The 24,611-nt window shown below is 72.0% G+C and carries 21 protein-coding genes and 1 pseudogene; 16 read left to right on the forward strand and 6 right to left on the reverse strand.

Annotated features, from left to right (window positions below; translation table 11 throughout):
• The first annotated feature begins 23 nt into the window (after positions 1-23).
• Genes SM450_RS23010 through SM450_RS23025 form a run of 4 tightly spaced genes read left to right on the forward strand, consistent with a single transcriptional unit; the run spans position 24 to position 7,542 of the window.
• Positions 24-1,499: a SagB/ThcOx family dehydrogenase gene (locus SM450_RS23010; RefSeq protein WP_474621827.1), complete on the forward strand. Its 1,476-nt coding sequence runs from the start codon at positions 24-26 to the stop codon at positions 1,497-1,499.
• The gene (locus tag SM450_RS23015) at positions 1,496-2,305 is read left to right on the forward strand and encodes a hypothetical protein (RefSeq protein ID WP_474621828.1); all 810 of its coding nucleotides are present in this window, start codon (positions 1,496-1,498) and stop codon (positions 2,303-2,305) included. The genes SM450_RS23010 and SM450_RS23015 overlap by 4 nt, the downstream gene beginning before the upstream one ends.
• Entirely contained in the window at positions 2,302-4,485 is a 2,184-nt protein-coding gene (locus tag SM450_RS23020) for an NHLP family bacteriocin export ABC transporter peptidase/permease/ATPase subunit (protein WP_474621829.1), read from the forward strand. The genes SM450_RS23015 and SM450_RS23020 overlap by 4 nt, the downstream gene beginning before the upstream one ends.
• A gap of 24 nt (positions 4,486-4,509) precedes the next feature.
• The gene (locus tag SM450_RS23025) at positions 4,510-7,542 is read left to right on the forward strand and encodes an ATP-binding cassette domain-containing protein (RefSeq protein WP_474621830.1); all 3,033 of its coding nucleotides are present in this window, start codon (positions 4,510-4,512) and stop codon (positions 7,540-7,542) included.
• A 9-nt stretch (positions 7,543-7,551) separates the two neighbouring features.
• Here the strand turns inward: SM450_RS23025 and SM450_RS23030 are convergent, their stop codons facing one another.
• Positions 7,552-8,298, reverse strand: a complete 747-nt coding sequence (locus SM450_RS23030) for a MerR family transcriptional regulator (protein WP_474621831.1) — start codon at positions 8,296-8,298, stop codon at positions 7,552-7,554.
• Between the two features lie 368 nt (positions 8,299-8,666).
• On the opposite strand from SM450_RS23030, the gene SM450_RS23035 reads away from it, so the two are divergent.
• The 5 genes from SM450_RS23035 to SM450_RS23055 all read left to right on the forward strand — a co-directional run bounded on the left by SM450_RS23035 (position 8,667) and on the right by SM450_RS23055 (position 14,264).
• On the forward strand, positions 8,667-9,029 hold the full coding sequence (locus SM450_RS23035; RefSeq protein ID WP_474621832.1) for a hypothetical protein: 363 nt from the start codon (positions 8,667-8,669) through the stop codon (positions 9,027-9,029).
• Between the two features lie 149 nt (positions 9,030-9,178).
• Positions 9,179-9,553, forward strand: a complete 375-nt coding sequence (locus tag SM450_RS23040) for a hypothetical protein (protein WP_474621833.1) — start codon at positions 9,179-9,181, stop codon at positions 9,551-9,553.
• A 26-nt stretch (positions 9,554-9,579) separates the two neighbouring features.
• Positions 9,580-10,746 (forward strand): YcaO-like family protein, encoded by a 1,167-nt coding sequence (locus SM450_RS23045; protein ID WP_474621834.1) that lies wholly within the window; start codon positions 9,580-9,582, stop codon positions 10,744-10,746.
• On the forward strand, positions 10,739-12,136 hold the full coding sequence (locus SM450_RS23050) for a TfuA-like protein (protein WP_474621835.1): 1,398 nt from the start codon (positions 10,739-10,741) through the stop codon (positions 12,134-12,136). The genes SM450_RS23045 and SM450_RS23050 overlap by 8 nt, the downstream gene beginning before the upstream one ends.
• 10 nt (positions 12,137-12,146) lie before the next feature.
• The gene (locus SM450_RS23055) at positions 12,147-14,264 is read left to right on the forward strand and encodes a B12-binding domain-containing radical SAM protein (protein WP_474621836.1); all 2,118 of its coding nucleotides are present in this window, start codon (positions 12,147-12,149) and stop codon (positions 14,262-14,264) included.
• 621 nt (positions 14,265-14,885) lie between these two features.
• Here the strand turns inward: SM450_RS23055 and SM450_RS23060 are convergent.
• A complete protein-coding gene (locus SM450_RS23060; RefSeq protein ID WP_474621837.1) occupies positions 14,886-15,326 on the reverse strand; it encodes a hypothetical protein in 441 nt (146 codons plus the stop codon).
• Positions 15,319-15,474 (reverse strand): hypothetical protein, encoded by a 156-nt coding sequence (locus SM450_RS23065; protein WP_474621838.1) that lies wholly within the window; start codon positions 15,472-15,474, stop codon positions 15,319-15,321. The genes SM450_RS23060 and SM450_RS23065 overlap by 8 nt, the downstream gene beginning before the upstream one ends.
• An 81-nt stretch (positions 15,475-15,555) precedes the next feature.
• Between SM450_RS23065 and SM450_RS23070 the strand changes: the two are divergent.
• Positions 15,556-15,864: pseudogene (locus SM450_RS23070) on the forward strand (IS701 family transposase); the annotation flags it as partial.
• 9 nt (positions 15,865-15,873) lie between these two features.
• Here SM450_RS23070 and SM450_RS23075 read toward each other — a convergent pair.
• Positions 15,874-16,236, reverse strand: coding sequence for a winged helix-turn-helix transcriptional regulator (locus SM450_RS23075; protein WP_474621839.1), 363 nt, complete (start codon positions 16,234-16,236; stop codon positions 15,874-15,876).
• 111 nt (positions 16,237-16,347) lie between these two features.
• Here SM450_RS23075 and SM450_RS23080 point away from each other — a divergent pair, with 111 nt between their 5' ends.
• From SM450_RS23080 to SM450_RS23105, 6 genes are all read left to right on the forward strand, one after another.
• Positions 16,348-17,217, forward strand: coding sequence for an NAD(P)-dependent oxidoreductase (locus tag SM450_RS23080; protein WP_474621840.1), 870 nt, complete (start codon positions 16,348-16,350; stop codon positions 17,215-17,217).
• 329 nt (positions 17,218-17,546) lie between these two features.
• On the forward strand, positions 17,547-18,899 hold the full coding sequence (locus SM450_RS23085; protein ID WP_474621841.1) for an alpha/beta fold hydrolase: 1,353 nt from the start codon (positions 17,547-17,549) through the stop codon (positions 18,897-18,899).
• Positions 18,900-18,902: 3 nt separating this feature from the next.
• Positions 18,903-19,502, forward strand: a complete 600-nt coding sequence (locus tag SM450_RS23090; RefSeq protein ID WP_474621842.1) for a hypothetical protein — start codon at positions 18,903-18,905, stop codon at positions 19,500-19,502.
• A gap of 192 nt (positions 19,503-19,694) precedes the next feature.
• Positions 19,695-20,843 (forward strand): helix-turn-helix domain-containing protein, encoded by a 1,149-nt coding sequence (locus tag SM450_RS23095; protein WP_474621855.1) that lies wholly within the window; start codon positions 19,695-19,697, stop codon positions 20,841-20,843.
• Positions 20,844-21,130: 287 nt separating this feature from the next.
• Complete coding sequence (locus SM450_RS23100; protein ID WP_474621843.1) at positions 21,131-22,297, forward strand: helix-turn-helix domain-containing protein; 1,167 nt, start codon at positions 21,131-21,133, stop codon at positions 22,295-22,297.
• Positions 22,298-22,509: 212 nt separating this feature from the next.
• Positions 22,510-24,093 carry a pectate lyase family protein gene (locus SM450_RS23105; protein WP_474621844.1) on the forward strand — a complete coding sequence of 528 codons (1,584 nt, stop codon included), beginning with the start codon at positions 22,510-22,512 and terminating at the stop codon, positions 24,091-24,093.
• A 73-nt stretch (positions 24,094-24,166) separates the two neighbouring features.
• Here SM450_RS23105 and SM450_RS23110 read toward each other — a convergent pair whose 3' ends face one another.
• Entirely contained in the window at positions 24,167-24,385 is a 219-nt protein-coding gene (locus SM450_RS23110) for a glycoside hydrolase family 30 beta sandwich domain-containing protein (protein ID WP_474621856.1), read from the reverse strand.
• A 19-nt stretch (positions 24,386-24,404) separates the two neighbouring features.
• On the reverse strand, positions 24,405-24,611 hold a 207-nt coding region (locus SM450_RS23115; protein WP_474621845.1), incomplete at its 5' end, for a non-reducing end alpha-L-arabinofuranosidase family hydrolase.

Consider the following 24,611-nt stretch of genomic DNA (forward strand, 5'->3'; position numbering starts at 1 on the left):
GATCCGGTCGGCCGGCGGTCGCCGTGAGCGGCTCCGTCGGCGGCCCGCCGATCCAGGAGTCCTACCGCCTGCGCCGCGACGCGGAGTTGGGACTCGCCGAGGACGGTTCGCTCACCCTGCGACAGACCCGCTTCCAGCTCACCCTGGAGCGACCGGGGATGGGCCGGCGGGCGCTGCTGTTGCGGCTCGCCGCCGACTGGGTCGGCGACGTCGAGGTCGGCCGGCTGATCAGCGGCCTGGAGGGGGAGAGCCGGGTGCTGCCGGCGCAGTTGCTGCTGCGCCGGCTGCTTGCCCACTCCTGGCTGGAGCGCCGCGTCCAGGTCGACGACCGGGCGCTGCTCGACCTGGTGCCCACCGGCCTGGGCCGGGGCAGCCTGCCGGAGAGCCGCGCGCACGCCCCGGGCGTCCGCTACCGGCTGTCCCGCTTCGCCACCCTCCAGCACGAACGCGGCATGCTTGTGGCCGCGTCGTCGCTGAGCACCCTCGTGGTCGGTTGCGCCGACGCCGCCGTCGGCGCGGTGCTGGCCGCCGCCGTGCCGGGCGTCGGACCCGACACGGTGGCCCGCACGCTCGGCGTGTCGCCGGCCGCCGCCGGTCGGGTGCTCGACGAGCTGGCCACCGCCCGGGTCCTGGTCACCGACGCCGAGTTCGACGCGGAGCGCGACGACGCGCCGCTCGCCTACTGGTCGCCGGAGGAGTTGCGGCTGCACCAGCGGTCCCGGGCCGGCCGGCACGCGCTGCCGGTGGGCGGCACCTACCGGATGCGGGAGCGTTTCGCCCCGCAGCCGCTGCGCCGCCCGTACGACCGGGACCGGGCGGTCGAGCTGCCGCTGCCGGACCTGGCGACGATCGCCAAGGCGGATCCGGCGTTCAGCCAGGTTGTCGCCGACCGGCGCAGCATCCGCGAGCACGACGACGCGGCGCCGCTGCCGGTGGAACGGCTGGCGGAGTTCCTGTACCGGTCGCAGCACACCACCGCCGTCGGCGAGGCCGGCGGGCAGGAGGTGGGCCACCGGCCCTATCCGGGCGGCGGCGGGGTCTACGAGCTGGAGATCTATCCGCTTGTCGCCAGGTGCGCCGGGCTCGACCCCGGGCTCTACCACTACGACGCCGTCGGGCACCGGCTGGAGCCGGTCGCCGGCTGGACGCCGGCCGCCGACCGGCTGCTGGCGTACGCCCGGGCCGCCGGCGCCATGCCCCGGCCGCCGCAGACGGTCCTGGTGGTCACCGCGCGGGTCCAGCGACTGATGTGGAAGTACGAAGGGATGAGCTACGCCATGATTCTCAAGGACGCGGGTGTGCTGACCCAGCAGATGTATCTCGTCGCCACCGCCATGGGGCTGGCGCCGTGCGCGCTCGGCGCCGGGGACTCCCAGGCGTTCGCCGAGTTGTCCGGGCTCGATCCGCTTGTCGAGCCGAGCGTGGCCGACTTCCTGCTCGGCTCGCGCGGCGTCGACGGGCCGCCGCCGGGGTTCGCGCGGGCGGGGGCCCGGCCGTGAAGTTCCGGCGGCAGGCGCTGCGCCAGTTGGAGGCGCCCGAGCAACTGGACCTGGCGGTCCGGTTGACCACCGTGCCGAGCTGGTTGGCCACCACCGCGCTCGTCATAGTCGTGGTCGCGGCGGGCGTCTGGTCGGTGCGCACGGTGGTGCCCCGGACCGTCGAGGCGGCCGGGGTGCTGATCCACTCCAACGGCATCTCCGCGCTCGACGCGCTCGACAGCGGTCAGGTCACCAAGGTGTGGGCGTCCCCGCACCAGCGGGTGCCGAAGGGCACCCCGCTCTACAGCCTACGTACGTCCGACGGCGCGGTGCGGGTGGAGACCGCGCCTGGTGACGCGTACGTCGTCGCCTGGCTGGTCTCGGAGGGCGAGATCGTCACCCCGGGATCGCACCTGGCCGACCTGGAACGGCTCGACACCGCCGGGGACGCCTTGCAGGCCGTCGTCTACGCCCCCGCCGTCGCCGCGCCGCTGCTGCAACCGGGCGTACCCGTCGAGGTGGCCGCCGCCGCGGCGCCGCGCAACGTGTTCGGCACCCTGGCCGGCCGGGTGAGCACGGTCGGCGCCTTCCCGGAGACGGAGGCGTCGCTGCGCGCCTTCCTGGGCACCGGGCCGGACGTGCGGCGGCTGCTCGCCCGGGGCAGCGTGGTCCGGGTCACGGTCGCCCTGGAGCCCGACCCGGCCGCGCCGGGCGGCCTGCGGTGGACCAAGTCCCCGCCGCCGTTCCAGCTCAACTCGGCAAGCGAGGTCACCGCCTGGTTCACCGTGGACCGGGATCACCCGATCGACTGGTTGCTGCGGCGATGAGCGGGCCGAGGACCGCCGTGGTCGGCGCGCCGGAGCTGCCCCGGATCCGGCGTCGACGGGTCCGTACCCCCACCCTGATCCAGATGGAGGCGGTGGAGTGCGGCGCCGCCGCGCTCGGGATCCTGCTCGGCCATCACGGCCGGCACGTGCCGCTCGAGGAGCTGCGCCGGGTGTGCGGCGTGAGCCGGGACGGCTCGACTGCGGCCACCGTGCTCAAGGGCGCCCGGCGGTACGGGATGGTGGCCAAGGGTTTCCAGATGGACCTGGCCGGCCTGGCCGGTGTGGCGTTGCCGGCGGTGCTGTTCTGGCGGTTCGAGCACTTCGTGGTGCTGGAGGGGCTCGGCCGCAAGGTCTACATCAACGATCCGGCCACCGGTCCCCGCGCGGTGAGCTGGGAGGAGTTCGACGGCGCCTTCACCGGCATCGTGCTCACCATGGAGCCCGGTCCGCAGTTCCAGCCGGGCGGCGCCCGTTACCGGCTGCTGCGGGCGCTGGCGCAGCGGTGGCGCGGCCCGGGCTCGGCGATCGCGCAGATGCTGCTGCTCGGCCTGCTGATCGCCCTGGTCGGTCTGACCATCCCGGTGATGGCCCAGATCTTCGTCGACCGGGTGCTGCTGCAGGAGGACCGGGCCGCGTTCGCCGGCCTGGTGGCCGCGGTGGCGGTGGCCGCCGTGCTGACCTTCCTCGCCAGCCTGCTCCAGCAACGCCTGACCGTGCGGTCGGAGACGGCACTGGCCCTGGGCAGCGCCGCCCGGTTCTTCCGACATCTGCTGCGGCTGCCGCCGACCTTCTTCGACCAGCGGCAGGCCGCCGACCTCAGCCAGCGGGTCCGCGGCAACGAGGTGGTCGCCGAGGTGCTCACCCGCCGGGCGGCGACCACCGTCGTGGACACCGCCCTGGTGCTTGCGTACGGGGCGTTGCTCTGCCAGTACGACCTGCTGCTCGGGCTGTGCGCGGTGGTCCTGGCCGGGTTGAACGTCAGCGTGCTGCGCTATGTCGCCTCGACCCGGTCGACTGCCGTCGCCGGGTTGCAGGCGGACCGCAGCAAGTTGGTGACCACCGTGTACACCACCGTCCAGATGATCGAGACGGTGAAGGCCGGCGGCGAGGAGGAACGGGCGGTGGCCCGGTTCGCCGCCCGCAACGCCACCGTCGCCACCCGCCAGCAGCGGCTGGGGGTGCCGACCGCGGTGCTCTCCGTCCTGCCCGCGTTCCTCGCCTCGGGGACCACCGCGGTGCTGTTGGGGCTTGGCAGCCGGCAGGTGGTGGCGGAGGCGATGAGCGTCGGCGTGCTCGTCGGCATGCAGAGCCTGGCCGCCGCGATGAACCGGCCGTTGGGCAATCTGGCCGCGCTGGGCTCCCGGTTGCAGGACATGAGCGCCGACCTCAACCGGCTGCGCGACATGGAGCGCTATCCGCTGGCGTCGGTCGAGGACCGGGCGGCCGGGCCGCTGGCGCCGATGGAGGGTCACCTGCGCATCGAAGAGGTGACCTTCGGCTACAACCCGCTGGGCCGTCCGCTGCTGGAGAACTTCACCCTGGACCTGCCGCCGGGCGCCCGGGTGGCGCTCGTCGGGCGGTCGGGCAGCGGCAAGTCGACGGTGGGCCGGCTGGTCGCCGGCCTCTACCGTCCGTGGACCGGCCGGGTCACCGTGGACGGCCTGGAACGGTCGGGGACCGACGGCGGCCTGTGGGCGGCCACCGTCGCCATGGTGGACCAGGACCAGCGGCTGTTCGAGGGGACGGTCCGGGACAACGTCACCATGTGGGACCTCACGGTCGCCGACGAGGATGTCGTCACCGCGCTCACCGACGCGTGCCTCTACGACGAGGTCGCGGCCCGCCCGGGTGGTCTGGGCAGCCCGGTGCGGGAGAACGCCCGAAACTTCTCCGGTGGTCAGCGGCAGCGGCTGGAGATCGCCCGTGCGCTCGTCCGCAACCCCCGGGTGCTGGTGTTGGACGAGGCCACGAGCGCGCTCGACGCCGAGACCGAGCGCCGGATCGACATGCACCTGCGCCGGCGCGGGGCGACCTGCCTGATCGTGGCGCACCGCCTGTCCACGGTCCGCGACTGCGACCTGATCGTCGTGCTTGACGGCGGCCGGGAGGTGGAGCGTGGCACCCATGAGCAACTTGTCGCCCGGGACGGGGCGTACGCGCGCCTGGTCCGGGACCACTGACCACGACGATCCGAGGAGACGCTGATGAGCGGCGCGGTGGAGGACCTCCCGGGCGGCGGCCTGATCGGCTTCTGCGGCGACGCCGTACGGCAGGTGTGCCGCCTGGACGGCCCGGTGGCCGGCTGGCTGGTGTCCGGCGGCGAGGCGGACCTGTTCGCGGTGCGCCGGGCCGGGATGAGCCCGTCGCGTCGCCACCACGTGGCCCGGCTGCCCGCGGGCGGTCTGGTGCCGACGTCCACCGCGATCGGCGCGTGGCAGTTGATCCTGGTGCCGCTGCCCGGCACGGAGCTGCGCGGGCTGCCCCGGCATCACCTGTCCCAATTGGAGCGGCACGTCCGGGTGGGCCGCGCCGAGGACGAGGGGGTGCCGTCGCGGGCGCGGACCGCCGCGACGGAGCTGGTCGCGGCGGTGGACCTGGTGCTTGTCGCCGTCGCCGACGCGCTGCGCCGGGGGCAGGCGCCCCGGGAGGCGTCCACCCTGCGGGGACGCGAGATCATCTCGCTGGCGCCGGGGAGCGCCCTCACCTCCACCGCCGGCGCGTGGTGGCTGCGGAGCGCCGGGGCGCAGTTGCGACGCAACGACGGCGGTCCGGCGGAGATGTCGGGGGAGCGGGAGCTGCTGCTGGTCGCCGAGCGGGACTGGGTGGTGGCCGAGTCGGCCTGCGCGGTGGAGAGCCACGGTAGCTGGGACCTGCTTGTCACCGGCCAGCTCCGGGCGGCGGTGGACCAGCACGTGGCGCGGCTGCTGCGGATGGTGGAGACCCGGATCGAGGAGGCCGACGCCGCCCTGCTGGGCGCCGTGGAGCGGCGCCGGCAGATCGACGCCGCGGTGCTCGCCGCGGCGGCCCGCCGGTCGATCGGCGTGATCGGCGCGGGCGAGGCGGTGCCGGTTCCGGACGGGGAGCCCGGCTTCGACAGGTACGGGCGCGCGGCCTCGGTGGTCCGGGTGGTCACCGAGGGCATGGGCGGCCCGGTCAACGAGCCGGCCGATCGCAGCCGCGTGCCGCTCGACGACCGGGCGGCGGTGCACGCGGTGTCCCGCGCGTCCAGCCTGTTCCTGCGCGAGGTGCGGCTGCCGGACCGCTGGTGGCGGCGGGACCTGGGCCTGCTCGTGGGGTGGCGGGTCGCGGACGACCCGGAGCGCGCCGTCGCGGTGCCGCTCGTGTTCCGCCGGGGTCGCTACCACCACGTCGACCCGGACACCCGGGCGCACGGCCCGGTCGACGCGACCGTGGCCGCGACGTTCGCCGCCGAGGCGACCCAGGTGCAGGCGCCGCTGCCGTCGACCGCGCGGATGCGCCACCTGCTGCGGGCCGGGCTGGTCGGCGCGGCCCGCGACGTGCGGGGCCTGCTTGTCGCCGCCGCCTGCGTGGGGTTGCTGGGCCTGGGCGTGCCGCTTGCCACCGGCCAGGTGCTCGGCCAGTTGGCCCGGCAGGGCGAGGTCGACGGCCTGGTCGGCTTCCTCGCGCTGCTGCTCAGCGCCGCGGTGGTCGCCGGGCTGGTCGGTGTGGTGCAGAACCTGCGGTTGCTGCGGTTGGACGGGCGGTTGCAGTCCGGCGCGCAGATGGCGATCTGGGATCGGCTGATGCGGCTGCCGGCCCGGTTCTTCACCGGCCGCAGCAGCGGTGAGATCGCCAACTCGATGTTGGGGATCTCCTTTGTCGGCGAGGGGCTGAGCGCGCTGCTGCCGCAGGTCGTCTCGGCGGCGGCGACCGTCGCGGTGACCCTGGGCATGCTCCTGGTGGTCGAGCCCGTGCTCGGGTTGTGGGGGCTGGGGATCGTCGCGGTCAGCACGCTCGCCTTCGTTGCGTTCGCCGTGCTCATCGTCCGCCGGCAACGGTCCGCGCTGCCGGCCGAGCACCGGGCGGCGACGATGACCAACCAGTTGTTGGGCGGCATCGTCAAGATCAAGTTGGCGGACGCCGAGGCCCGGGCGCACGCCAGGTGGTCGGAGACGGCCGCGGTGGCACGGGCGGCGCTGCACCGGGTCCGGCAGAGCCAGTCCGGCCTGGTCGCCTTCGCCACCGTGCTGCCGGTCGCCGGCCAACTGGTCCTGTTCGCCGTGCTGATGGGACCGCTCGCCGGCCGGGTCCCGCCGGCCGACTTCTTCGTCCTCAACGTGGGCTTCGCGATGCTGCTCGGCGCGCTGCTGGTGCTGGTGTCGGCCGGGGTGGAGGTGGTCGCGGCGGTGTCGCGGTTGGGCAGCCTGCGGGAGATCCTGCGCGCCGAGCCCGAGGCGCGGCCGGACCGGGTGGACCCCGGCGAGCTGCGCGGCGAGATCGCGCTGCACCGGCTCACCTTCGCCTACCAGCCGGACGAGCCGCCGGTGCTCGTCGACATCGACCTGCACGTCCGCCCCGGCGAGTTCGTCGCCATCGTCGGGCCGAGCGGCTGCGGGAAGTCCACCCTGCTGCGGCTGCTGCTCGGCTTCGAGCGCCAGCAGCAGGGCGCGGTGCTCTACGACGGCCAGGATCTCTCCGAACTCGACGTGCACGCGGTCCGCCGGCAGTGCGGCGTGGTCCTGCAGGACGGCCAGCTCTTCGCCGGCTCGGTGCGGGACAACATCTGCGGCGCCGGTAGCTTCCCGCTGGACCACGTCTGGGAGGCGGCGCGGATGGCCGGCCTCGCCGACGACCTGGAGGCGCTGCCGATGGGGATGAGCACGATGGTGCCGTTCGGCGGCGGGACGCTCTCCGTCGGGCAGCGCCAGCGGGTGCTGATCGCCCGCGCGCTGGCGCCCCGACCCCGGATCATCTTCTTCGACGAGGCGACGAGCGCGCTGGACAACCGGACCCAGGAGGTGGTCACCCGGAGCACCGCGACCCTGGCCGCGACCCGGGTGGTCATCGCGCACCGGCTGTCGACGGTCCGCGCGGCGGACAGCATCGTGGTCCTCGACGCGGGACGGATCGTCCAGCGGGGCACCTACGACGAGTTGATGGACCAGCCCGACGGGCTGTTCCACAGGCTGGCACGGCGGCAACTGCTGACCGAGCCGGAGCCCGCCGAGGCGGGGGCGGAGAGCCGGCAGCCGGACGGTCAGCCCGCCACGGGCTGACCACCACGGTCAGCCGTTGTCGATCACGCTGCTGTCCTCCAGGCACACGTCCGTGTCGAGGTGGTTCTCCAGCAGTTCCGCGACGTGCGCCTCCGCCTGGTTCTCCACGGCCAGCCGGAACGCCTCGCTCAGCACGTTCACCACACCCTGGGTCAGCAGCAGTGTCTCGCGGTCCAGGTCGGCCCAGGAGGACCGGGCGCCGCCGTGTGCCAGTTCCGGCGCGAGGGCCAGCAACCGCGCGGTGACGGCGGCGACAAGTTCGTCGGCCACCGGCCGGAGGCTGTCCAGCACCTCGCTGAGGGTCTGCAGGGCCGGCGCCGTGCCCACCCGTACCCGGTGCAGGTCCAGCGCGGCGCGCAGCGGGCGCGGCCGGACGGTGCGTACGGTGCCGTCGGTGGTCCGTCCGATCACGCCGTGCCGGGTCAGCGCGTGGGCCAGCGCGGGGCGGTCGGCGGTCAGCCGTTGCAGCATCGCGGTCAGTCCGTCGGACGCCTCGTCCCGCGCCCGCACCCCGAGCATCGCCTCGATGGAGACGAGGTTGAAGCCCTGCCGCTGCAGGGCGAGGATCGCGTCCAGCCGGCGCACGTGGGAGTCGTCGTAGAGCGCGGCCCGACCGTGCCGCACCGGTGGGGGCAACAACCGGCGGGCCTGGTGGGCGCGGATGTTGCGCGGTGACATCCCGACCTTGCGGGCGAGTTCCTCCACGGTGTACCCGGCCGGGCCGCCGGGCGTCGTCGTCACCTCGTCGATGGTCACGGTGGCCTCCGGCAACACTCGGTGACGGAACACGGCGCGTCGTCGAACCGCTGTCACGGTGAACGGTTCGACGATCGCAGCGTAGGTGTGGGCACCGGTCGGGTGACAGGCGAGGAATTACTACTTGTTAACAGTGATGTGAGTCATTTAGAATCGCTAACCGCCGCCCGTCGCTCATTCCCCATTACCCGGCTTTCGCCGCGGTGCGACCCTTTCGCGGCCACATTCGATGAAATTCCCGCGCTCCGGGCGGACCGGCTCCACCGGTGCCCCACGATGAAGCGAACCGGCGGCCCGGAACCTCCCGCGCTGCCTGTGGTCGCCGGCGGTGTCGTCGCCGCCGGCCCGCTGTCGAAGGGAGCAGGGGTGTGACACCTGTCGATCGAGCGGTCTTCGTGGCCGCGTACAGCCGACTCGTCGCCGACGTCTGGGCCGACCCGGCCAGGGAACAGGCGCTCGATGCGGATCCGCGCGGATTCCTCGCCGACTACGGGCTTGAACTGCCCGAAGAGGTGCAGGTCCGGGTGGTGCGGGACGTTGCCGACGCCGATCCGGACCTGGAGGTGCAGGTCGAGTCGTGGGAGCGGGCGGTGGCCACCGGCGCCTTCGCGCTCTTCGTGCCGTCGCTGCTGCCGGTGGCCGAGGCGGAGCTGGCCGAGGACGAGCTGGACAGCGTCGTCGCCGGCCTGGACTCCAGTTGCGCCTGCTGCTGCCCGTGCTGCTGCACCTGACACCGATGTCTGCCGCCCAGCGGGTGGCACGGCACATTCTGATGGCAGCCGGAAGAAAAGCTTGATTGTCGAACACCGCTATTCCTAGCGTTCTCGCCACACCGATTAACCCTCCTCCCGTAGCGACCCCCCGAGGAAAGGACCGAACGATGAGCAACGACGAACAGGAATACGGCGCGAGGTTCGTGACGAAGTACTCGGAACTGGTCACCGCGGTGTGGCGCAGCGACGAGGAACTGCAGCGGCTCCTCGCCGACCCGACCGCGTACGCGACCGCCGCCGGCCTTCCGGTCGCCCCCGGCGCCACCGTCGAGGTCGACCGCGCCCAGCCCGCCACGCTCTACACCAAGGACCAGATCGTCGCCGACTGGTCCGGCACGCCCGGTCGGCACGTGCTGCACGTGCCGGAGGTGCCGCTTGTCGACCTCAACGAGCTGACCGAGGCCGAACTGGAGACCGTCGCCGGTGGCGTGGCCCCGGTCGCCGACAACAACGTCAACATCATCGCCGTCCTCATCGTCTGAGTTCCCACCCCCCGCCGGGAGCCTCGATGACTGACACGACCGAGACCATCGCCTTCCGATCCGGCACCTACCGGACGGCCACCGTGGAGCAGACCTGGGAACGGGTCGGCGGCATGCTCGACAGGTTCCGGATCACCCGGGTCGCCGACATCACCCGGCTCGACGAGATCGGCCTCCCGGTGCACGTCGCCTACCGGCCGGTCGGCGCGACCATGGCGGTGAGCGTCGGCACCGGCGCCACGGCGACGCAGGCCCGGGTCAGCGCGGTGATGGAGAGCATCGAGTCCTGGCACGCCGAGAACCTCCGGCCGGGGACCGTCGTCAGGTCCCCGGCCGAGGCGCTCGACCTGCCGTACGACGTCCGCTGGCTGCACCTGGCGGAACGGTCGCCCCTGACCTCCGCCGTCGAACTCGACTGGGTGGCCGGCCGCGGTCTGGTGACCGGCGCGGACTACCTGGTGCCCCGCGCCACCATCGAACTCGACTTCACCGTCCGGCGGGGCTGGGACCGCGCCCTGTTCACGCCCAGCAGCAACGGGCTCGCCACGGGGAACACCTTCGCCGAGGCCAGCCTGCACGCCCTGCTGGAAGTCGTCGAACGCGACTGCATCGCCCCGTACTGCACCTCCCCGCTGTCCGAACGGGTCTACGCCGACCCGGGCACCGCCACCAACGCGATGACCCGCGCCGTGCACGGGGCGCTGGTGCGGGCCGGCTGCTGGGTGGAGGTCTGCGACATCACCAACGCCGTCGGCGTGCCCTGCTACGCCGCCTCGATCTGGTCGGAGGACCTGCCGGTCACCTTCGGCGGCTTCGGCTGCCACGTGGACCCGGAGATCGCCGTCGGCCGGGCGATGGCGGAGGCGGCGCAGTCGCGACTGGTCATGATCTCCGGGGCACGGGACGACATCGACGCCACCGCCTACCGCGACGTCGGCGCCGCGCCGGTGCCGCCACCCACCGTCGACCGGCCCGTCCGGCCGGTCCGCCGGGACCCGCCGCCCGCCGGCGACGTCACCCAGGTGCTGCGCGAGCTGGCGTCGCGGGTACGGCGGATCACCGGTGTCGAGCCGTTCAGCGTCGACCTGACGCACGACGACATCGGCATTCCGGTGAGCAAGGTGTTCGCCCCCGGCCTGCGGATGTTCGACGAGCGGGCCCTGAGTACCCGACCGGGAGTGCCACGTGACTGACGTCGTCTTCATCGGTCCGAGCCTGCCGACCGACGAGGTCGGTCGGCTGCTGCCCGACGCGGTGGTGCTGCCACCTGTGGCGCACGGCGACCTGCTGCGCCTGGACGTCGGCCCCGCTGACCGGGTCCTCGTCGTCGACGGCTTCTTCCTGCAACACCCGCCGGTCCGCCACCGGGAGATCCTCGACCTGCTCGCCCGGGGGGTGACGGTGGCCGGCGCCGGCAGCATGGGCGCGCTGCGCGCCGCCGAGCTGTGGCAGTTCGGGATGCGCGGCGTGGGCGAGGTGTTCCGGCTCTACCGCGACGGCGTGGTCACCGGCGACGACGAGGTGGCGGTCGTGCACGGGCCCGCTGAGGAGGGCCATCGCGGGTTGAGCGAACCGCTCGTCAACATCCGGGTCGCGCTGCGCCGCGCCGTCGCCGCCGGTGTGCTCAGCGACGCCGAGGCCACGCTGCTGCTCGACACCGCCCGGGACCTGCCGTTCCGGCGGCGGTCGTACCGCGCGCTGGCGCACACCGCGCCGCCCGGCGCGGCGGCCACCGTGGACCGGTTCCTGACCTGGCACCGGCGCAACCCGTGGGACGCCAAGAGCGCCGACGCCCGGACGCTGCTGTCGATGGCGGCGCGCGACGCGCCCGAGCTGTGCCCGGCCCACGCCGGTGACCAGCCGATCGACAACCTGCACACCCGCTTCCTCGACAGCTGGCGGGCGCGGTTCGCCGGGGAGTCGGTCGGCGGGCACCGGGTCAGCGACCGGGACGCCGCCGCGGTGCTGATGCTGGCGCACCCCGAGGCGCCGGCCTGGCACCGGCGGGCCGTGCTGGCCGGACTGGCCGGGACCGACCTCGCCGACCCGACGGTCGAGGACCGCGCACACGAGGTCGCCCGCCGACGCGGACTGACCCACCCGGCGCCGACCGGGTCCGACTGGCTGACCGGGAGCGAACGCGCCCTCGACTGTCGCGAGGCGGTGCTGCGGGTGCTGGTGCGGGCCTTCGGCACCACGCCCTACCGCAGCCTGGCGCTGTGGATGGTCGCGGCGCCGCTGCGTACCCCCGCGATGCTCGCCGCGGCCCGGCAGGTCGCGGCGACCGCGGCGTCGCTGAACGAGACGCTCGTCCCGCGTACGACGGGGCACCGCCGCCCGGGTGGTCGGCTGCACTTCCGCACCGAGGTCGTGGACGAGTGCTTCGCCGGGCTGTGGGGCTGCGGCGGCGACGGGCTGGAGGCGGCGGCGTGGGACCGGGGCTTCGTCGACCTGGCGGCGTTCCGGTATGCCGCCGAACCGTTCGTGGCGTACGTCAAGGCGTTCGGCGCCCCACGGCTGCCGGCGGTGGCGCAGCGTGCGCCGGAGGAGACCCTGGCCGGTTCCGCGGCCCGGGTCGGTTGAGGAGGAGTCGATGAGCGGCATGGTGAACGCGGCACTGATCTACCCCCCGCTTACCGATCCCACCTCGGGATACCACTCCCTGAACTACCTCGACTCGTACGCGCGGGCGCAGGGACACCGGCCGGCGGAGATCATCGACGCCAACATCGAGGCGTTCCACCACTCCTACACCCCGTCGGCGTACGAGTGGCTGCGGCGGGAGCTGTCCCGACGCTCGACGGCCGACCTCAGCGGCCCGGACGCGTTGATGGCCCGGGCGAACCAGCTCGGCCTGCCCGAGCCCGACCCGGAGCGGCTGCGCCGGTCGATCGGGGTGTTGCAGGACCCGACCCTGTTCTACGACTACTCGTACTACCAGGACGCCGTCGAGGGCGTGATCTCCTGGATGGACGCGCTCGGCGCGGTCGGGTTCCCCGGGCAGTTCCGGGCCGGTTTCCGGCTCCACCCGCCGCCGATGATGTCGATCGGCTCGGTCGCCGCGCTCACCGACGAGACGTTGCTCGGCCGGCTCAACCGGCCCTTCCAGCCCTACTACGAGGACGTGCTGATCCCCCGGCTGGCCGCGGGCGGGCACCAGGTGATCGGGATCAGCGCCACCTACCAGTGGCAGCTCCCGTTCGCGCTCTGGATCGCCCGGCTCGTCCGGCGCGCCTGCCCGGACGTCTTCCTCATCGCCGGCGGCACCGAGATCTCCGACGTCTGGAAGTGCGCAAGCCGGCCCGAGTACGTCTTCCAGGTGCTCGCCGACTTCGACGCGATCGTCGTCGGGGAGGGGGAGAGCGCGTACACGGAGATCCTCGACGCGGTGGCGACGGGCACCCTGCCGGCCGGGCATCCCAACGTCCGCCTGCACCCGAAGTACGGCCGCCAGCGCCAGCTCCCCCTGCGCTACGAGCGCCTGGCGCAGGTGCCGGTCCCGGACTTCTCCGGACTGCCGTGGGACCTCTATCTCAGCCCGGAGCGGTTCGTCTACTACTCGCCGACGCGGGGCTGCTACTGGAACAAGTGCACGTTCTGCGACTACGGCCTGAACACCGACGGCCCGACCAGCCCGTGGCGGCAGGACACGGTGGACACGATGCTCGCGGATGTCACCGAGCTGTCGAAGTTCGCCAAGTTCATCTACTTCTCGGTGGACGTGCTCGCTCCCGCCACCATCCTGCGTTTCGCCGAACGTGTCGTCGAGCGGGGGCTGGACTTCCGCTGGGGCGCCGAGATCCGGCTGGAGAAGTACTGGTCGGACGAGCGCTGCGAGCTGTTGCGGCGCAGCGGCTGCGTGGCCATCTCGGTCGGCTTCGAGTCCGGCAACCAGCGCATCCTCGACCTGATCGACAAGGGCACCCGGCCGGAGCAGGTACGCCGCACCATGACGGCGATGACCAAGGCCAACATCGGGGTGCAGATGATGGGCTTCACCGGTTTCCCCACCGAGACCCGGGAGGAGGCGCTTGACAGCATCACGTTCCTGCGCGACAACCCGGACCTGTGGACCCTCGGCGGGCTCGGCGACTTCATGCTGACTCCGGGCGCCATCGTCGCGAAGGAGCCGGAGCGGTTCGGCCTCACCAACGTGCGGCCGGTGGAGGGCTCGGACATCGTCCGGGTCCTGCGGTACGACGAGCCGGTGACCGAGGCCGCGCGCGAGGACGTGGCCCGGGCGAAGGCCGACCTGAACCCCGGGCACTTCCACCGCCCGTGGCTGGGCTCCACCGACACCCCGCACACGTTCTTCTACCACGACCGCTACGGCACGACGGTGCGCGGCGTGCTCGCCGACGACCGGGTCCGGCTGGACTCCGACGACGGCACCGAGTTCCTCGCCAACGGCTGCTTCGTCGACCACGACGACGAGCAGTTGCGGGAGGCGTACCGGCGGATCCAGTCGGACGACCAGGACGGCACGGGCGAGTTGCCGGCCGGCCGGCACCTGTTCCGGCGGGCCGACGGTCAGGTGTTCGCGCTCAACCGCAGCAGCCGGCTGTTCCTGGATCTCTTCGCCGCGCCGCTCACCCTCGCCGACGCGCAGCGCCGGCTCTGGATCGTCGAGCCGACGGTCGCCGAGCGGGTGTGGCGGACCTTCATCGGGCAGCGCCTGATCCGCCGCCTCCCCGCCCCCGACGTGAGGTAAGGCGGGGCCCCTTGTTAACGCCTCCGGTATAGAAGGGGCCCCATCTAACACCTCGGGCCGCGCTTTCGTCATCGCTGATCTCGCGGTTCGCGCCGCTGCTCGACCGGATCAGGGACCTGCGCGGCACCGTGATCACCGCTGATGCCACGCGCTACCAACGGAACGTGTCACCTACCTCGTCGAACCGGCCGGCGGGTGCAACGCCGTTGGCGTGTCACGGCGCCGTAGACACCCGTGCTGGACCCCACCCTGCCCTGCATCTGGTGGACGCCGTGCGGGCGTACCTCATGGTGGTGACACCGAGAGCGCGGCGAAGGCGCTTGTCCGGGCGGACCGCACCGGCTGGCGGTTCGCCAGGTGGTCACCCAGGTCGCCCGCCATCCGGAGGCCGCCGCCACGATCGGCCGCTCGTGTCGATCATGAGGTTGGCGGCATCAACGGAGATCAACACCGCCGTCAACCTCATGATCACTGCGTCGGAGGCGGTGGGTCGCGCATGCGGGCCGGTCGATCTTGGGGTTGTGGTACCTCGCGAAAGGCGTGGAAGACGCAAACCTTGGCGCCACAAGTCCAAGATCGATGGTGCTGCCTGGGATCTTGGGGGAGGCGCCGTCGGAGGGGTTACGCGGCTGGTTCGGTCATGGCCTTCCGTACCTTGAGGAAGTCGGGCGTCAGGTCGCCCTGCGGTCGGGTCGAGACGAAGGCGACGATGCCCACGGTCTGGTCGTCGGCCCACGCGCAGGCGACGAGGTAGCTTCCGTCGCCCGAACGCCCCCGACCACAGTGGGCCATGCCGCCGAGCTCACCGGGTTCGACCGGCTTGTGCGACTCGATGCGGTACGGCTGGAGAGAGCGGTCGACCATCCCCTGCTGGTCGGTGACGGTGCCGGAGACGCCGGTGATGAACACCATGTCGGTGTCCGGGTCGTTGGTGCCGTAGGCCCAGCCGACGGCGCTTGTCGCGGGCGCCACGTCCCGCTTCAACGTGTCGAGTTGCTGCTTGGCCGCGTCGACGACCACGCGGCCCATGTTCCTCGGCAGGCCGAGCAGCGTGTCAGGCATCCGGAGCTTGCGGGCGGGCGGCGCGGATGACGTCGGGGCAGCCGCTGTCCGTGGGGGTGGCGGGCGTCGAGTCGCAGGCGGCCAGCGACGGGGTGGCCAGTAGCGCGACGGCGACGGCTGCCCGGGACAGGTTCTTGTGGGTGTTCACTATCGGGTCACGTCCGTAGTTGATCTAGCGGGATCCGGCCGGCAGAGCATACTGCCCGACAGCGTCTCGTGGGCGGCATCCCAGACCGGCAAAGGCCAAGTCGGCCTCGACCACTACCAGGTCCGCGGCTGGACCATCTGGCACCGGTTCATCACCCTTGCCCTGACCGCCCTGACCGCCCTGACCGCCCTGACCGCCCTCGCCGCTCAGCAGCCCGACACCGACCCGGAGATCATCGCGTTGACCGTCGCCGAGATCCGTCGACTCCTCAACGCCTTCGTCCTCGCCGCATCGCTCCCGCCAGAACACACCCTGCACTGGTCAATCTGGCGACGAACATCCCAAGCCCGAGCCCGCCGGCCCCACTACCAGCGCAGACAGGCCAAGTGACTTGGAGTGCTAGCCCGTCCGGACCTCCGGCCGGCGAGCGGCCCGCCGCTCGCGCCCCCACGCGGCCAGCGGCCGGAGCGCCTCGTTGACGCGCCTGCCGTCGTCGGTGAGCGAGTATTCGACGCGGGGCGGCACCTCGTCGTAGGAGACCCGGAGCACGATGCCGTCCGCCTCCATCTCACGCAGGTGCGAGGCCAACACCTTCTCGGTGACCCCCGGGAGGAGCCGGCGCAACTCGCCGAAGCGGCGGCGCGGGTGCTCGTGGAGCGCCCAGAGGATCAAAACCTTCCACTTGCCGCCGATGACCTCCATCGCGGCGTCGATCCCGCACGTGTGCCCGTCCGGCGCGCCCGGCCGGTTCAAGGTCGTCATACCCCCACCCTCCGGCCGGCTCGCTCACTCCAGGGTAAGCACCCACTCCGAAGTGCGTACTTGATGATCGTCGGGCCAGCGACCAGCATGAACAGTATGGTACCGAACACTGTGAGCAAGACCTCCGTAACGCTGTTGGGCCTCGGCGCGATGGGCACCGCACTGGCCCGTTCCTGGATCGCCGCCGGCCACCCACTCACCGTCTGGAACCGCACCCCGGCCCGCGCCTCGGCGCTCGGCGGCGACGGTACGCGAGTCGCCGGCACCGCCGCCGACGCGGTCGCGGCGAACACCCTTGTCGTCACCTGCCTCTTGGACGACGCCTCGCTCGGCCATGTGCTGGGCGACGTCGACCTGACCGGCCGGGACCTGGTCAACCTGACCACGAGCACCCCCGCCCAGGCCCGTGCCCGCGCCGAGTGGGCCCACGAGCGCGGCGCCCGCTACCTGGACGGCGGGATCATGGCAGTCCCCCCGATGATCGGCGTCCCGGCAGCCGGTGGTTACATCCTCTACAGCGGCTCGGCGGAGGTCTTCGAGCAGTACCGGGAGACGCTCGCCGTCCCGGCCGGCACCACCTACGTCGGCGCGGACGCCGGCTTCGCGGCCCTGTACGACGTGGCCCTGCTCAGCGCCATGTACGGCATGTTCGCCGGCGCCGCGCACGCCTTCGCGCTGATCCGTAGCGAGGACATCGACCCCGCCTCGCTCGCCCCGCTGCTGGCCAACTGGCTGACCGCGATGGTCCCCTCGGTCCACCAGACCGCCGGCCACCTGCGCAGCGGTGACTACACCAAGGGTGTCGTCTCCACCCTCGCCATGCAGGTGGCAGGCGTGCCGACGTTCCTGGACACCGCCGAGCAGCAGGGCGTCAGCCCGGAGTTGCTCAACCCCTACTTCGAGTTGATGCGCCGCCGCCTCGCCGAGGGCAAGGACGCGGAGGGCGTGACCGGCGTGATCGACCTGTTGGTGCGCCGATAGCCTGTGGCGGTTTCCGCCGCCGGGACCACCGGCGGCGGAGCCTGATCTTCGCCCACCCGCCTCGCGCCGGATGCTTGTGACGCCGGCAGCGAGTCGGAAAGACGACTTCGGACCAGGAGCGCCGCACCGGTAGCATCAGCGATCCATTCATGTTTGTAACCGGGAGGCGGCCGGTGACCCTGCGGCGTACGTTGAGCGGGACCGCAAAGGTCACCACTTTCTACTACCTGACGGCCCTGATCATGGCCGAGCGGCTTCTGTCGAACGCCGGCCCGCTGGCGATCTCGTAACGGGCGGGCAACGGATGGCAGCCATCGTCCTTGCCCGTCATGTCGAGACCGAGAAGAACCTCCGCGACATCCACGGCGCATCCGCTCTCGCGTCTGTCACCGAGCGCGGCCAAGAGCAGGTCGCGCGACTGGCGCGCGCGATGTCACGCCGCCGCGGTCGGCGTGACAGCCGTCGTCGCGACACCCACCGCGCAGGCCGTCGTCTCAGCACAACTGCTCGCACGGGAACTCGGGGTTCGGTACGAGGGCGAACTCGACCTGCCCGCCGTCGACCTCGGGGTGGCCGCCGGCAGGTCGACAGCGGAACTGCGGACCGCCCACCCTGGAACGCACCGGTCGCTCGACCGGTTCCGGGCACGGGTGATCAGCGCGGTCGACCTGGACATCCCCGGGGCCGAGACCGCCTACGATCTTGAGCGGCGACTCGTGACGTGGTGGCGGAAAGAGGGCCGGGACCGGTGCCCCAACCGTCTGGTGGTGGGCAGCAGTTCGACGGTTCTCATGCTCGCCCACCTGCTCAACGGCGTTCTGCCCAGCGATGCCCGCTACCGCTACCTGGCCACCCCCAACGGGAGCGCCCGGGTGTGGCGGGGCGAGGGAGACGCCTGGTCGGCCACTCCCGCCTTTCCGCGTGATTCATGGCCCGACATCGACCAGCTCCGCATAGCGTCACCCGACGGCGCGGTGGCCGTGACCAGGCATGCGCCGAGCTGGGCGGCGAGCCGCCGGACCATCGTCGTCATCCCCGGCTACTTCGGCAGTTCCCGGCACGGCCCGTACGGGCTCTACAACCGGCTGGCTCACGCCTGGGCCTGGCAGGGTTTCGAGACACTGACGATCGACCCGCTCGGGTCCGGGGATTCGACACCTGTCTTCCGCGACTTCACGTCCGAGGTGCGGTCGGTCGAGATCGTCGCGGAATGGGCCGCTCGACGCTCCTCGTCGCTGCTGCTGGTGGGCCACTCCATGGGCGGAGCGACCGCGTTGCGGGCGCGGGACCAGGCCGGTGACCAGGATTGGTCGGTCTGGTGTCTCGCGCCGTTGTGCCGGCTTGTCGACCTGGCCCGGGAGTTCCTGCCGCGGCGGCAACTCGACGAATTGGAGCGCACCGGGCGGACCTTCCGGCATGGGCTCGAACTGCGCCGCGACATGATCGACGAGTCGGGCGCCGCCTGGGACGCCCTCAGTGAGAATGTCGGCCGTGTCTGGTTGGCCGGGAACGACAGGTACACCGCGGGGATGGACCTGACGCCGATCCCGCCTGATCGGCAAGTGACCATCGAAGGCGCTGACCACAACTTCTCGACCAACGGCTGCCTTCCCCGCCTGCTGGCGTCGACCGGCGCCGCTCTCGCTGACCTGGTCGGACCGATGCCGCCGGTAGGAGACTGACCGATGGACGGGCGACTCCACGCCGTGTGGACGGGGCGGTTCCAGCCGCCGCACATCGGGCACCTGGCGGTACTGAGGCACAGCCTGGCAGCCCTGCCGCTTCCCCATGTCGCGGTGCTGAGCACCCACTTCGGTTGGCGGTCGACAACCGACGACTACGGCCACCTCGCGGAGACGGCATACGATCCGGGCCGCAATCCACTGACGGTCTGGGAACGGTTCACCCTGATGCGGATGGCGCTGGAGGGCGAGGGCATTGCTGATCGAGTGGCCCTGCTCATCGCGCCCCGCCACGACCTCGACTGGCAGTCCGTGGCGCAGATCTACCCGCCGAAGCGACTGATCTGCCTGACCGCGAAGGACACATTCGAGGCCGCGAAGGAGACGGTGTGGCGTTCCCGGGGTGAGCAGGTGCACGTCTTCGCCGACCTGGCGGCGGCCGACGTGCTGACCACGACCGCCATCAGGGCGAAGGTGGCGGCGGGTACGCCCTGGGCCACGTTCATCCCGCCGTCGTGTCACTCCTTCTTCGCGGAGATCGATGGCCCGCGCCGGGTCTTCGCCACAGCGCGCGGGCATGCCTCACCCGATGTGGTCATCTGACGCCCGCCTTCTCCACCTCGCGCAGAACCAGGCCGAGAGTTTGTGACCGTCGATCGGTACGGCTCAACGCGCTCTCGTACCTACCGGTGTACCGTCCGTTGTGGCAGCCTGCCGGAAAGTGATCGGCAGGGTTTCTCGTGTGGTCTGGGAGCGCCGCTGATGCCTCGCCGTCCCATCCCCGCCGATCCGTCTATCGGCGACCGCATCCGTGCCCGCCGGGAGTTGCGCGGTTGGAGCATCCGCTACGCGGCCAGCCGCGCCGGCGTCTCCCACACGTCCTGGTCCCGGATCGAACGTGGGCAGCAGCGTACCGACAGGTACATGATCGTTGACCTGGCCGCCGCACTCGAATGCTCGGTGGTGGACCTGACCGGGCAGGCGTACACGCCGGCCGATCGGCAGCTCGACGCCGCGCGCATCGACGCGGAGCGAATCTGGCGGACCATGATGGACACGCCGATGAGCGGGCGGCCCGACGCGCCGGCCACGGTCGAGCAGGTGCGTCGTGAGGCAACGCTGGTGCGTGGACTCTATGGTCGGTGTGACTACGCGGGCGCGTTGCGGCGGCTCGTCGACCTGGTGCCCGCGATGCACGGGCTGACCGACCGGCGTGCGGCGTTGGCGCAGATGGTGCCGGTGTACGGCGTGGCGATGGGCTCCCTGCTGAGCGTCAGCTATCCGGCTCACGCCTGGCTGGCGGCGGAGCGCTGCGCCGAGGCGGCTGTCCTGCTCGACGATCCGGTCGCGGCCGGTGTCGCGACCGCCAACCGGGCGCGGGTGTCCGCCTACTCGGGGGCGTACCGGCCGGCTCGGGCGTGGTCCGACGCGGCGGCGGCCGATCTCGCGGGCAGCGCGGCTCGCGGCGCGCTGGACGTGTTGGGATTCCTACACCTCGCCCGGGCGCATCATCTCGCCGGCCTGCGGGACCGGGCGGGTGCCGAGGACCATCTCGACGAGGCGGCGCAGATCGCCGCGCGGACCGGGGAGACGGACAGTTGGGATCTCGCCTGGGGTCCGCGGAACGTGGCGATGTGGCGGATGGCGTTCCTGCTCGACACGGGCCGGCCGGAGGAGGCCATGGGGGTGGCGGCGGGTGTGGATCTGGCAGGCCTGCCGGCGGTGCGACAGGTGTACTTCTGGCTCGACATGGGACGCGCCGCCGAGGCCGTCGGACGGGATCGGGAGGCGGTGCGGATGCTGCTCGCCGCCGAACGGGTCGGCCCGCAGCACGCCCGATCGTCCGTTTCGGCTCGGGAAACAGTGCGTTCGTTGCTGCGCGGGGGAGCCACGTCGAGCGAGCTGCGAGGGCTCTGCGAACGAATGAGCCTCACGACGCAGTAGTGGTGCGTAAGCGTTCCAGCCGCTCCGTACACGTTCCGTAGCGTCCCGATCACAGGCGCGAAGGCATTCGTACCGGATCCGCGTTTTTGAGCCGGCGCGACGGAGGCGGGTCCTTCGCCGGGCACCGCGTCCAGGGGGAGCACTTATGGGAAAGAGCGAAAGCCGCGGCGAACAGGCTGAACGGGCCGAGCGGGAAGCGGCGCGGCAGCGGATCATCGCGCAGGCCGAGGCGGAACGGACACCCGTTGACGACACGACTCGGGCGGTGCCGGATCGGCGGTGGCGTCGTGAGCGGTGACCGGGTGCCGATCGGTCGGCGCGTCGCCTACCTGCGAGTACGCCGGAAGCTGTCGCAGCAGACGTTCACGGACCGGTTGGGCAAGTCGAAGAGCTGGGTGGACAAGGTCGAGCGCGGCGTACGGTCGCTGGAACGGGTGTCGACGATCCGGGAGATCGCGGCGGTGCTGCGGGTCGACGCCGCCACCCTGCTCGGCGATGACGCCCGGCCCGCCGGGACGGCCGAGCGCACCGGGGGCGTCGCGCGCATCCGGGCGGCCCTGTCCACGTACGGGATGACGCCGGCCCGCGACGACGAGCCGCCCGATCGGTTGGTCCAGGCGGTGCGGCACGCGTGGACCACCTACCAGTACGCCAGGTATCCCCAGTTGGTCGAGCAACTGCCGGCGTTGCTGACCGGTGTCCAACGGTGGCAGGCGCGGGATACGCAGGCGGACCGTGCGGCGGTGGTGGACGCGTACCGGGTGACGGCGGCGCTGCTGACGAAGCTGAGTGAGGCTGGCCTCGCGTGGTTGGCCGCGGATCGGGCGATGGCTGTCGCGGCGGGGGACCGGGTGTTGCTGGCCTGCGCGGCGGTGCAGCTCGGTCCGGTGTTGCGGGCGTCGGCGCGGGCGCGGTCGGTGCTGCTGGCCGCCGCGTACCGGATCGCGCCACGCGACCTGGATTCCGGTACGCCGGGGGAGGTGTCGCTGTGCGGGGCGCTGCTGGCGCAGGCGGCGCTGACGGCGGCCCGGGCAGGCAACGGACGGGCGGCCGGTGACCTGCTGGATGAGGCGGGGGAGATGGCCGCCCGCGTGGGCGACGGGTGCGACCACCACCGGACCGCGTTCGGGCCGGCTGCCGTGGAGGTGGCGCGGGTCGTCGCCGCCGTGGAGTTGGGTGACGGCGCGGAGGCGGTCGTCCGCCACGAGACCGTCGTCGACGGGGCGGGGTGGCGGTGGTTGCCGCTGGAACATCGCGCGGCGCACCTGGTGGACGCCGCGCGGGCGTACCTCCTGGTCGGTGACGCCGCGAGCGCGGCGAAGGTCCTGGTGCGGGCGGACCGTCTCGCGCCGGCCGAGGTCCGGCACCGGCCGGCGGCGCGCGACGTGGCCGCCGAGGTCGCCAGGTGCGCGAGCGCCGCCGCGACGCTCGCCCGGGGCCCCGGGCGAGCCTGAGGTAGTGCAAAAAACCTGCAAACGCCAGCCCTTGCCATCCACGAAAGCGCTTTCATACGATTGCGTTACATCGATGTTTCATTTGCGGGCCGGGCCCCGCGAATGAATGAGAGCGGCCGGCGGCGCGCCTGATCGCGTCGCGGCAATTCACCTTTCCCTTTTCGGCGACAGCCGGCTCTTCTGGCATGCCCGGAATACGAAGCGAGGCGAAAATGAAACGATCAGTCGCACTGCGACTACAGGCGGCACTGGCCACGGCGGCGGTGGGCGTCGCGGTCGCGGTGGCCCTGCCGACCCCCCAGGCGTCGGCGGCGGCCGGCGCCGCCACCGGCTACGCGACCCAGAACGGCGGGACCACAGGCGGCGCGGGCGGGCAGACGGTACGCGCCACCACCGGCACCGCGATCCACACCGCGCTGTGCAACCGGGCCAGCAGCAGCACCCCGATCATCATCGAGGTCAGCGGCACCATCAACCACGGCAACACCGCGAAGGTCTCCGGTTCGAGCTGCAACACGGCGGCCGGCGTGATCGAGCTGAAGCAGATCAGCAACGTCACCATCATCGGGGTGGGCGGCGGCGCCGTCTTCGACCAGCTCGGCATCCACATCCGCGAGTCACGCAACATCATCATCCAGAACGTGACCGTGCGGAACGTCAAGAAGTCGGGCTCGCCGACCTCCAACGGCGGCGACGCCATCGGCATGGAGAGTTCGGTCCGCAACATCTGGGTCGACCACGTGACGCTTGAGGCGTCGGGCGGTGAGGCGGAGGGCTTCGACGGCCTGTTCGACATGAAGGACGACACCCAGTACGTCACCCTGTCCTACAGCATCCTGCGCAATTCCGGCCGCGGCGGCCTGATCGGGTCGAGTGAGAGCGACCGCTCGAACAGCTTCATCACGTTCGACCACAACCTCTACGAGAACATCGACTCCCGTACGCCGTTGCTGCGCGGCGGCGTCGCCCACATCTACAACAACCACTACTCGGGCCTGCACGAGTCCGGCATCAACTCCCGGGCCGGGGCGCGGGCCAAGGTGGAGAACAACTACTTCCGCAACTCCAAGGACGTGCTCGGCACGTTCTACACCAACGAGCGCGGCACCTGGCAGGTCAGCGGCAACATCTTCGACAACGTGACCTGGTCCGCCACCGGCAACGAGAACTACCCGGCGGGGCCGAACCCGACGTCCACCACCACCGTCAGCATCCCCTACTCGTACCGTCTGGACGGGGCGAGCTGCGTGCCGGACATCGTGCGGCAGACGGCGGGCGCCAACACCGGCCTGCGGGTGTCCGACGGCAACTGCACGCCGCAGTCCCCCACGCCGGGACCGACCACGCCGGGACCGACCACGCCGGCGCCGACCACGCCCGCGCCGACCACGCCGCCGCCGACGACCACCCCGCCGCCGTCCGGCGGGACCAACCTGAGCCTCGCCTCCGGCGCCGGCGCGGACGGCTCCAGCAAGGCCAGCGGCACCAGCTACGGCGACGTGCGCGACGGCAGCCTCGGCACCTGGTGGTCGCCGTCCGGTTCGACAGGCACCATCTCGATCAAGTGGGGCTCGGCGACCGTGGTGTCCCGGGTGGTCATCCGGGAGCCGTCCGGCACCCAGGGTTCGATCGGCTCCTGGCAGTTGGTGAACAACGACACCGGGGCCGTGTTGGCCTCCGGCGGCGGGGCGGGCTCCATCAGCTTCGCCGCCACCTCACTGAAGAAGATCAACTTCAAGATCAACAGCTCCGGCGGTACGCCGAAGGTCGGCGAGTTCGAGACGTACGCGAGCTGACCTGGCGACACGAGGCGGGGGCGGCCGGAATGGCCGCCCCCGCTCTTTGCTTGCGTCTCCGGTCCGGCCGTCCTCAGAGGGTGAGCACGACGGTGGAGATGTTGCGTGCGCCGACGCTCACGGAAACCTGGTTCCCGTTCACGCCTGCCGGTTGACTCGCCGCGCTTGTCGACCGGTTGAGGATCACCAGCGTGATTTTCCCGTCACCGGAGTGGGCGGTCACGTCAAGCGGCGACGCCTTGGAGCTCTTCGTCAGGCCGACCCGCTGGTAGCCGGGGCGGACGTACTTGATGACTTCTCTCTCCGCCTCGTCAGCGCTGCTGGGTGAGCAGGCCCGGGCGGTAGGGCAGGAGGCCGTAGTCGCCGCCGGAGTTGGTGGCGCGGCCTTGGTAGAGGAGTTGGAGGTTGCAGGGGTCGATGGTGAAGGTCTGGTCGGCGGTGGTGCGGATGAGTTCGCCGTGGCTGATGTCGTTGGTCCAGGTGGCGCCGCTGTTGGCTTTGCCGGCGAAGGGGTTGCT

The organism is Micromonospora marincola (genome assembly GCF_056150385.1).

What these genes read in the sequence shown, in the direction of transcription:
- SM450_RS23020 (WP_474621829.1), top strand. Translation starts at nt 2,302, where the DNA reads ATGAGCGGGCCGAGGACCGCCGTGGTCGGCGCGCCGGAGCTGCCCCGG.
- SM450_RS23025 (WP_474621830.1), top strand. Translation starts at nt 4,510, where the DNA reads ATGAGCGGCGCGGTGGAGGACCTCCCGGGCGGCGGCCTGATCGGCTTC.
- SM450_RS23040 (WP_474621833.1), top strand. Translation starts at nt 9,179, where the DNA reads ATGAGCAACGACGAACAGGAATACGGCGCGAGGTTCGTGACGAAGTAC.
- SM450_RS23045 (WP_474621834.1), top strand. Translation starts at nt 9,580, where the DNA reads ATGACTGACACGACCGAGACCATCGCCTTCCGATCCGGCACCTACCGG.
- SM450_RS23055 (WP_474621836.1), top strand. Translation starts at nt 12,147, where the DNA reads ATGAGCGGCATGGTGAACGCGGCACTGATCTACCCCCCGCTTACCGAT.
- SM450_RS23060 (WP_474621837.1), bottom strand. Translation starts at nt 15,326, where the DNA reads ATGCCTGACACGCTGCTCGGCCTGCCGAGGAACATGGGCCGCGTGGTC.
- SM450_RS23075 (WP_474621839.1), bottom strand. Translation starts at nt 16,236, where the DNA reads ATGACGACCTTGAACCGGCCGGGCGCGCCGGACGGGCACACGTGCGGG.
- SM450_RS23085 (WP_474621841.1), top strand. Translation starts at nt 17,547, where the DNA reads ATGTCGAGACCGAGAAGAACCTCCGCGACATCCACGGCGCATCCGCTC.
- SM450_RS23090 (WP_474621842.1), top strand. Translation starts at nt 18,903, where the DNA reads ATGGACGGGCGACTCCACGCCGTGTGGACGGGGCGGTTCCAGCCGCCG.
- SM450_RS23105 (WP_474621844.1), top strand. Translation starts at nt 22,510, where the DNA reads ATGAAACGATCAGTCGCACTGCGACTACAGGCGGCACTGGCCACGGCG.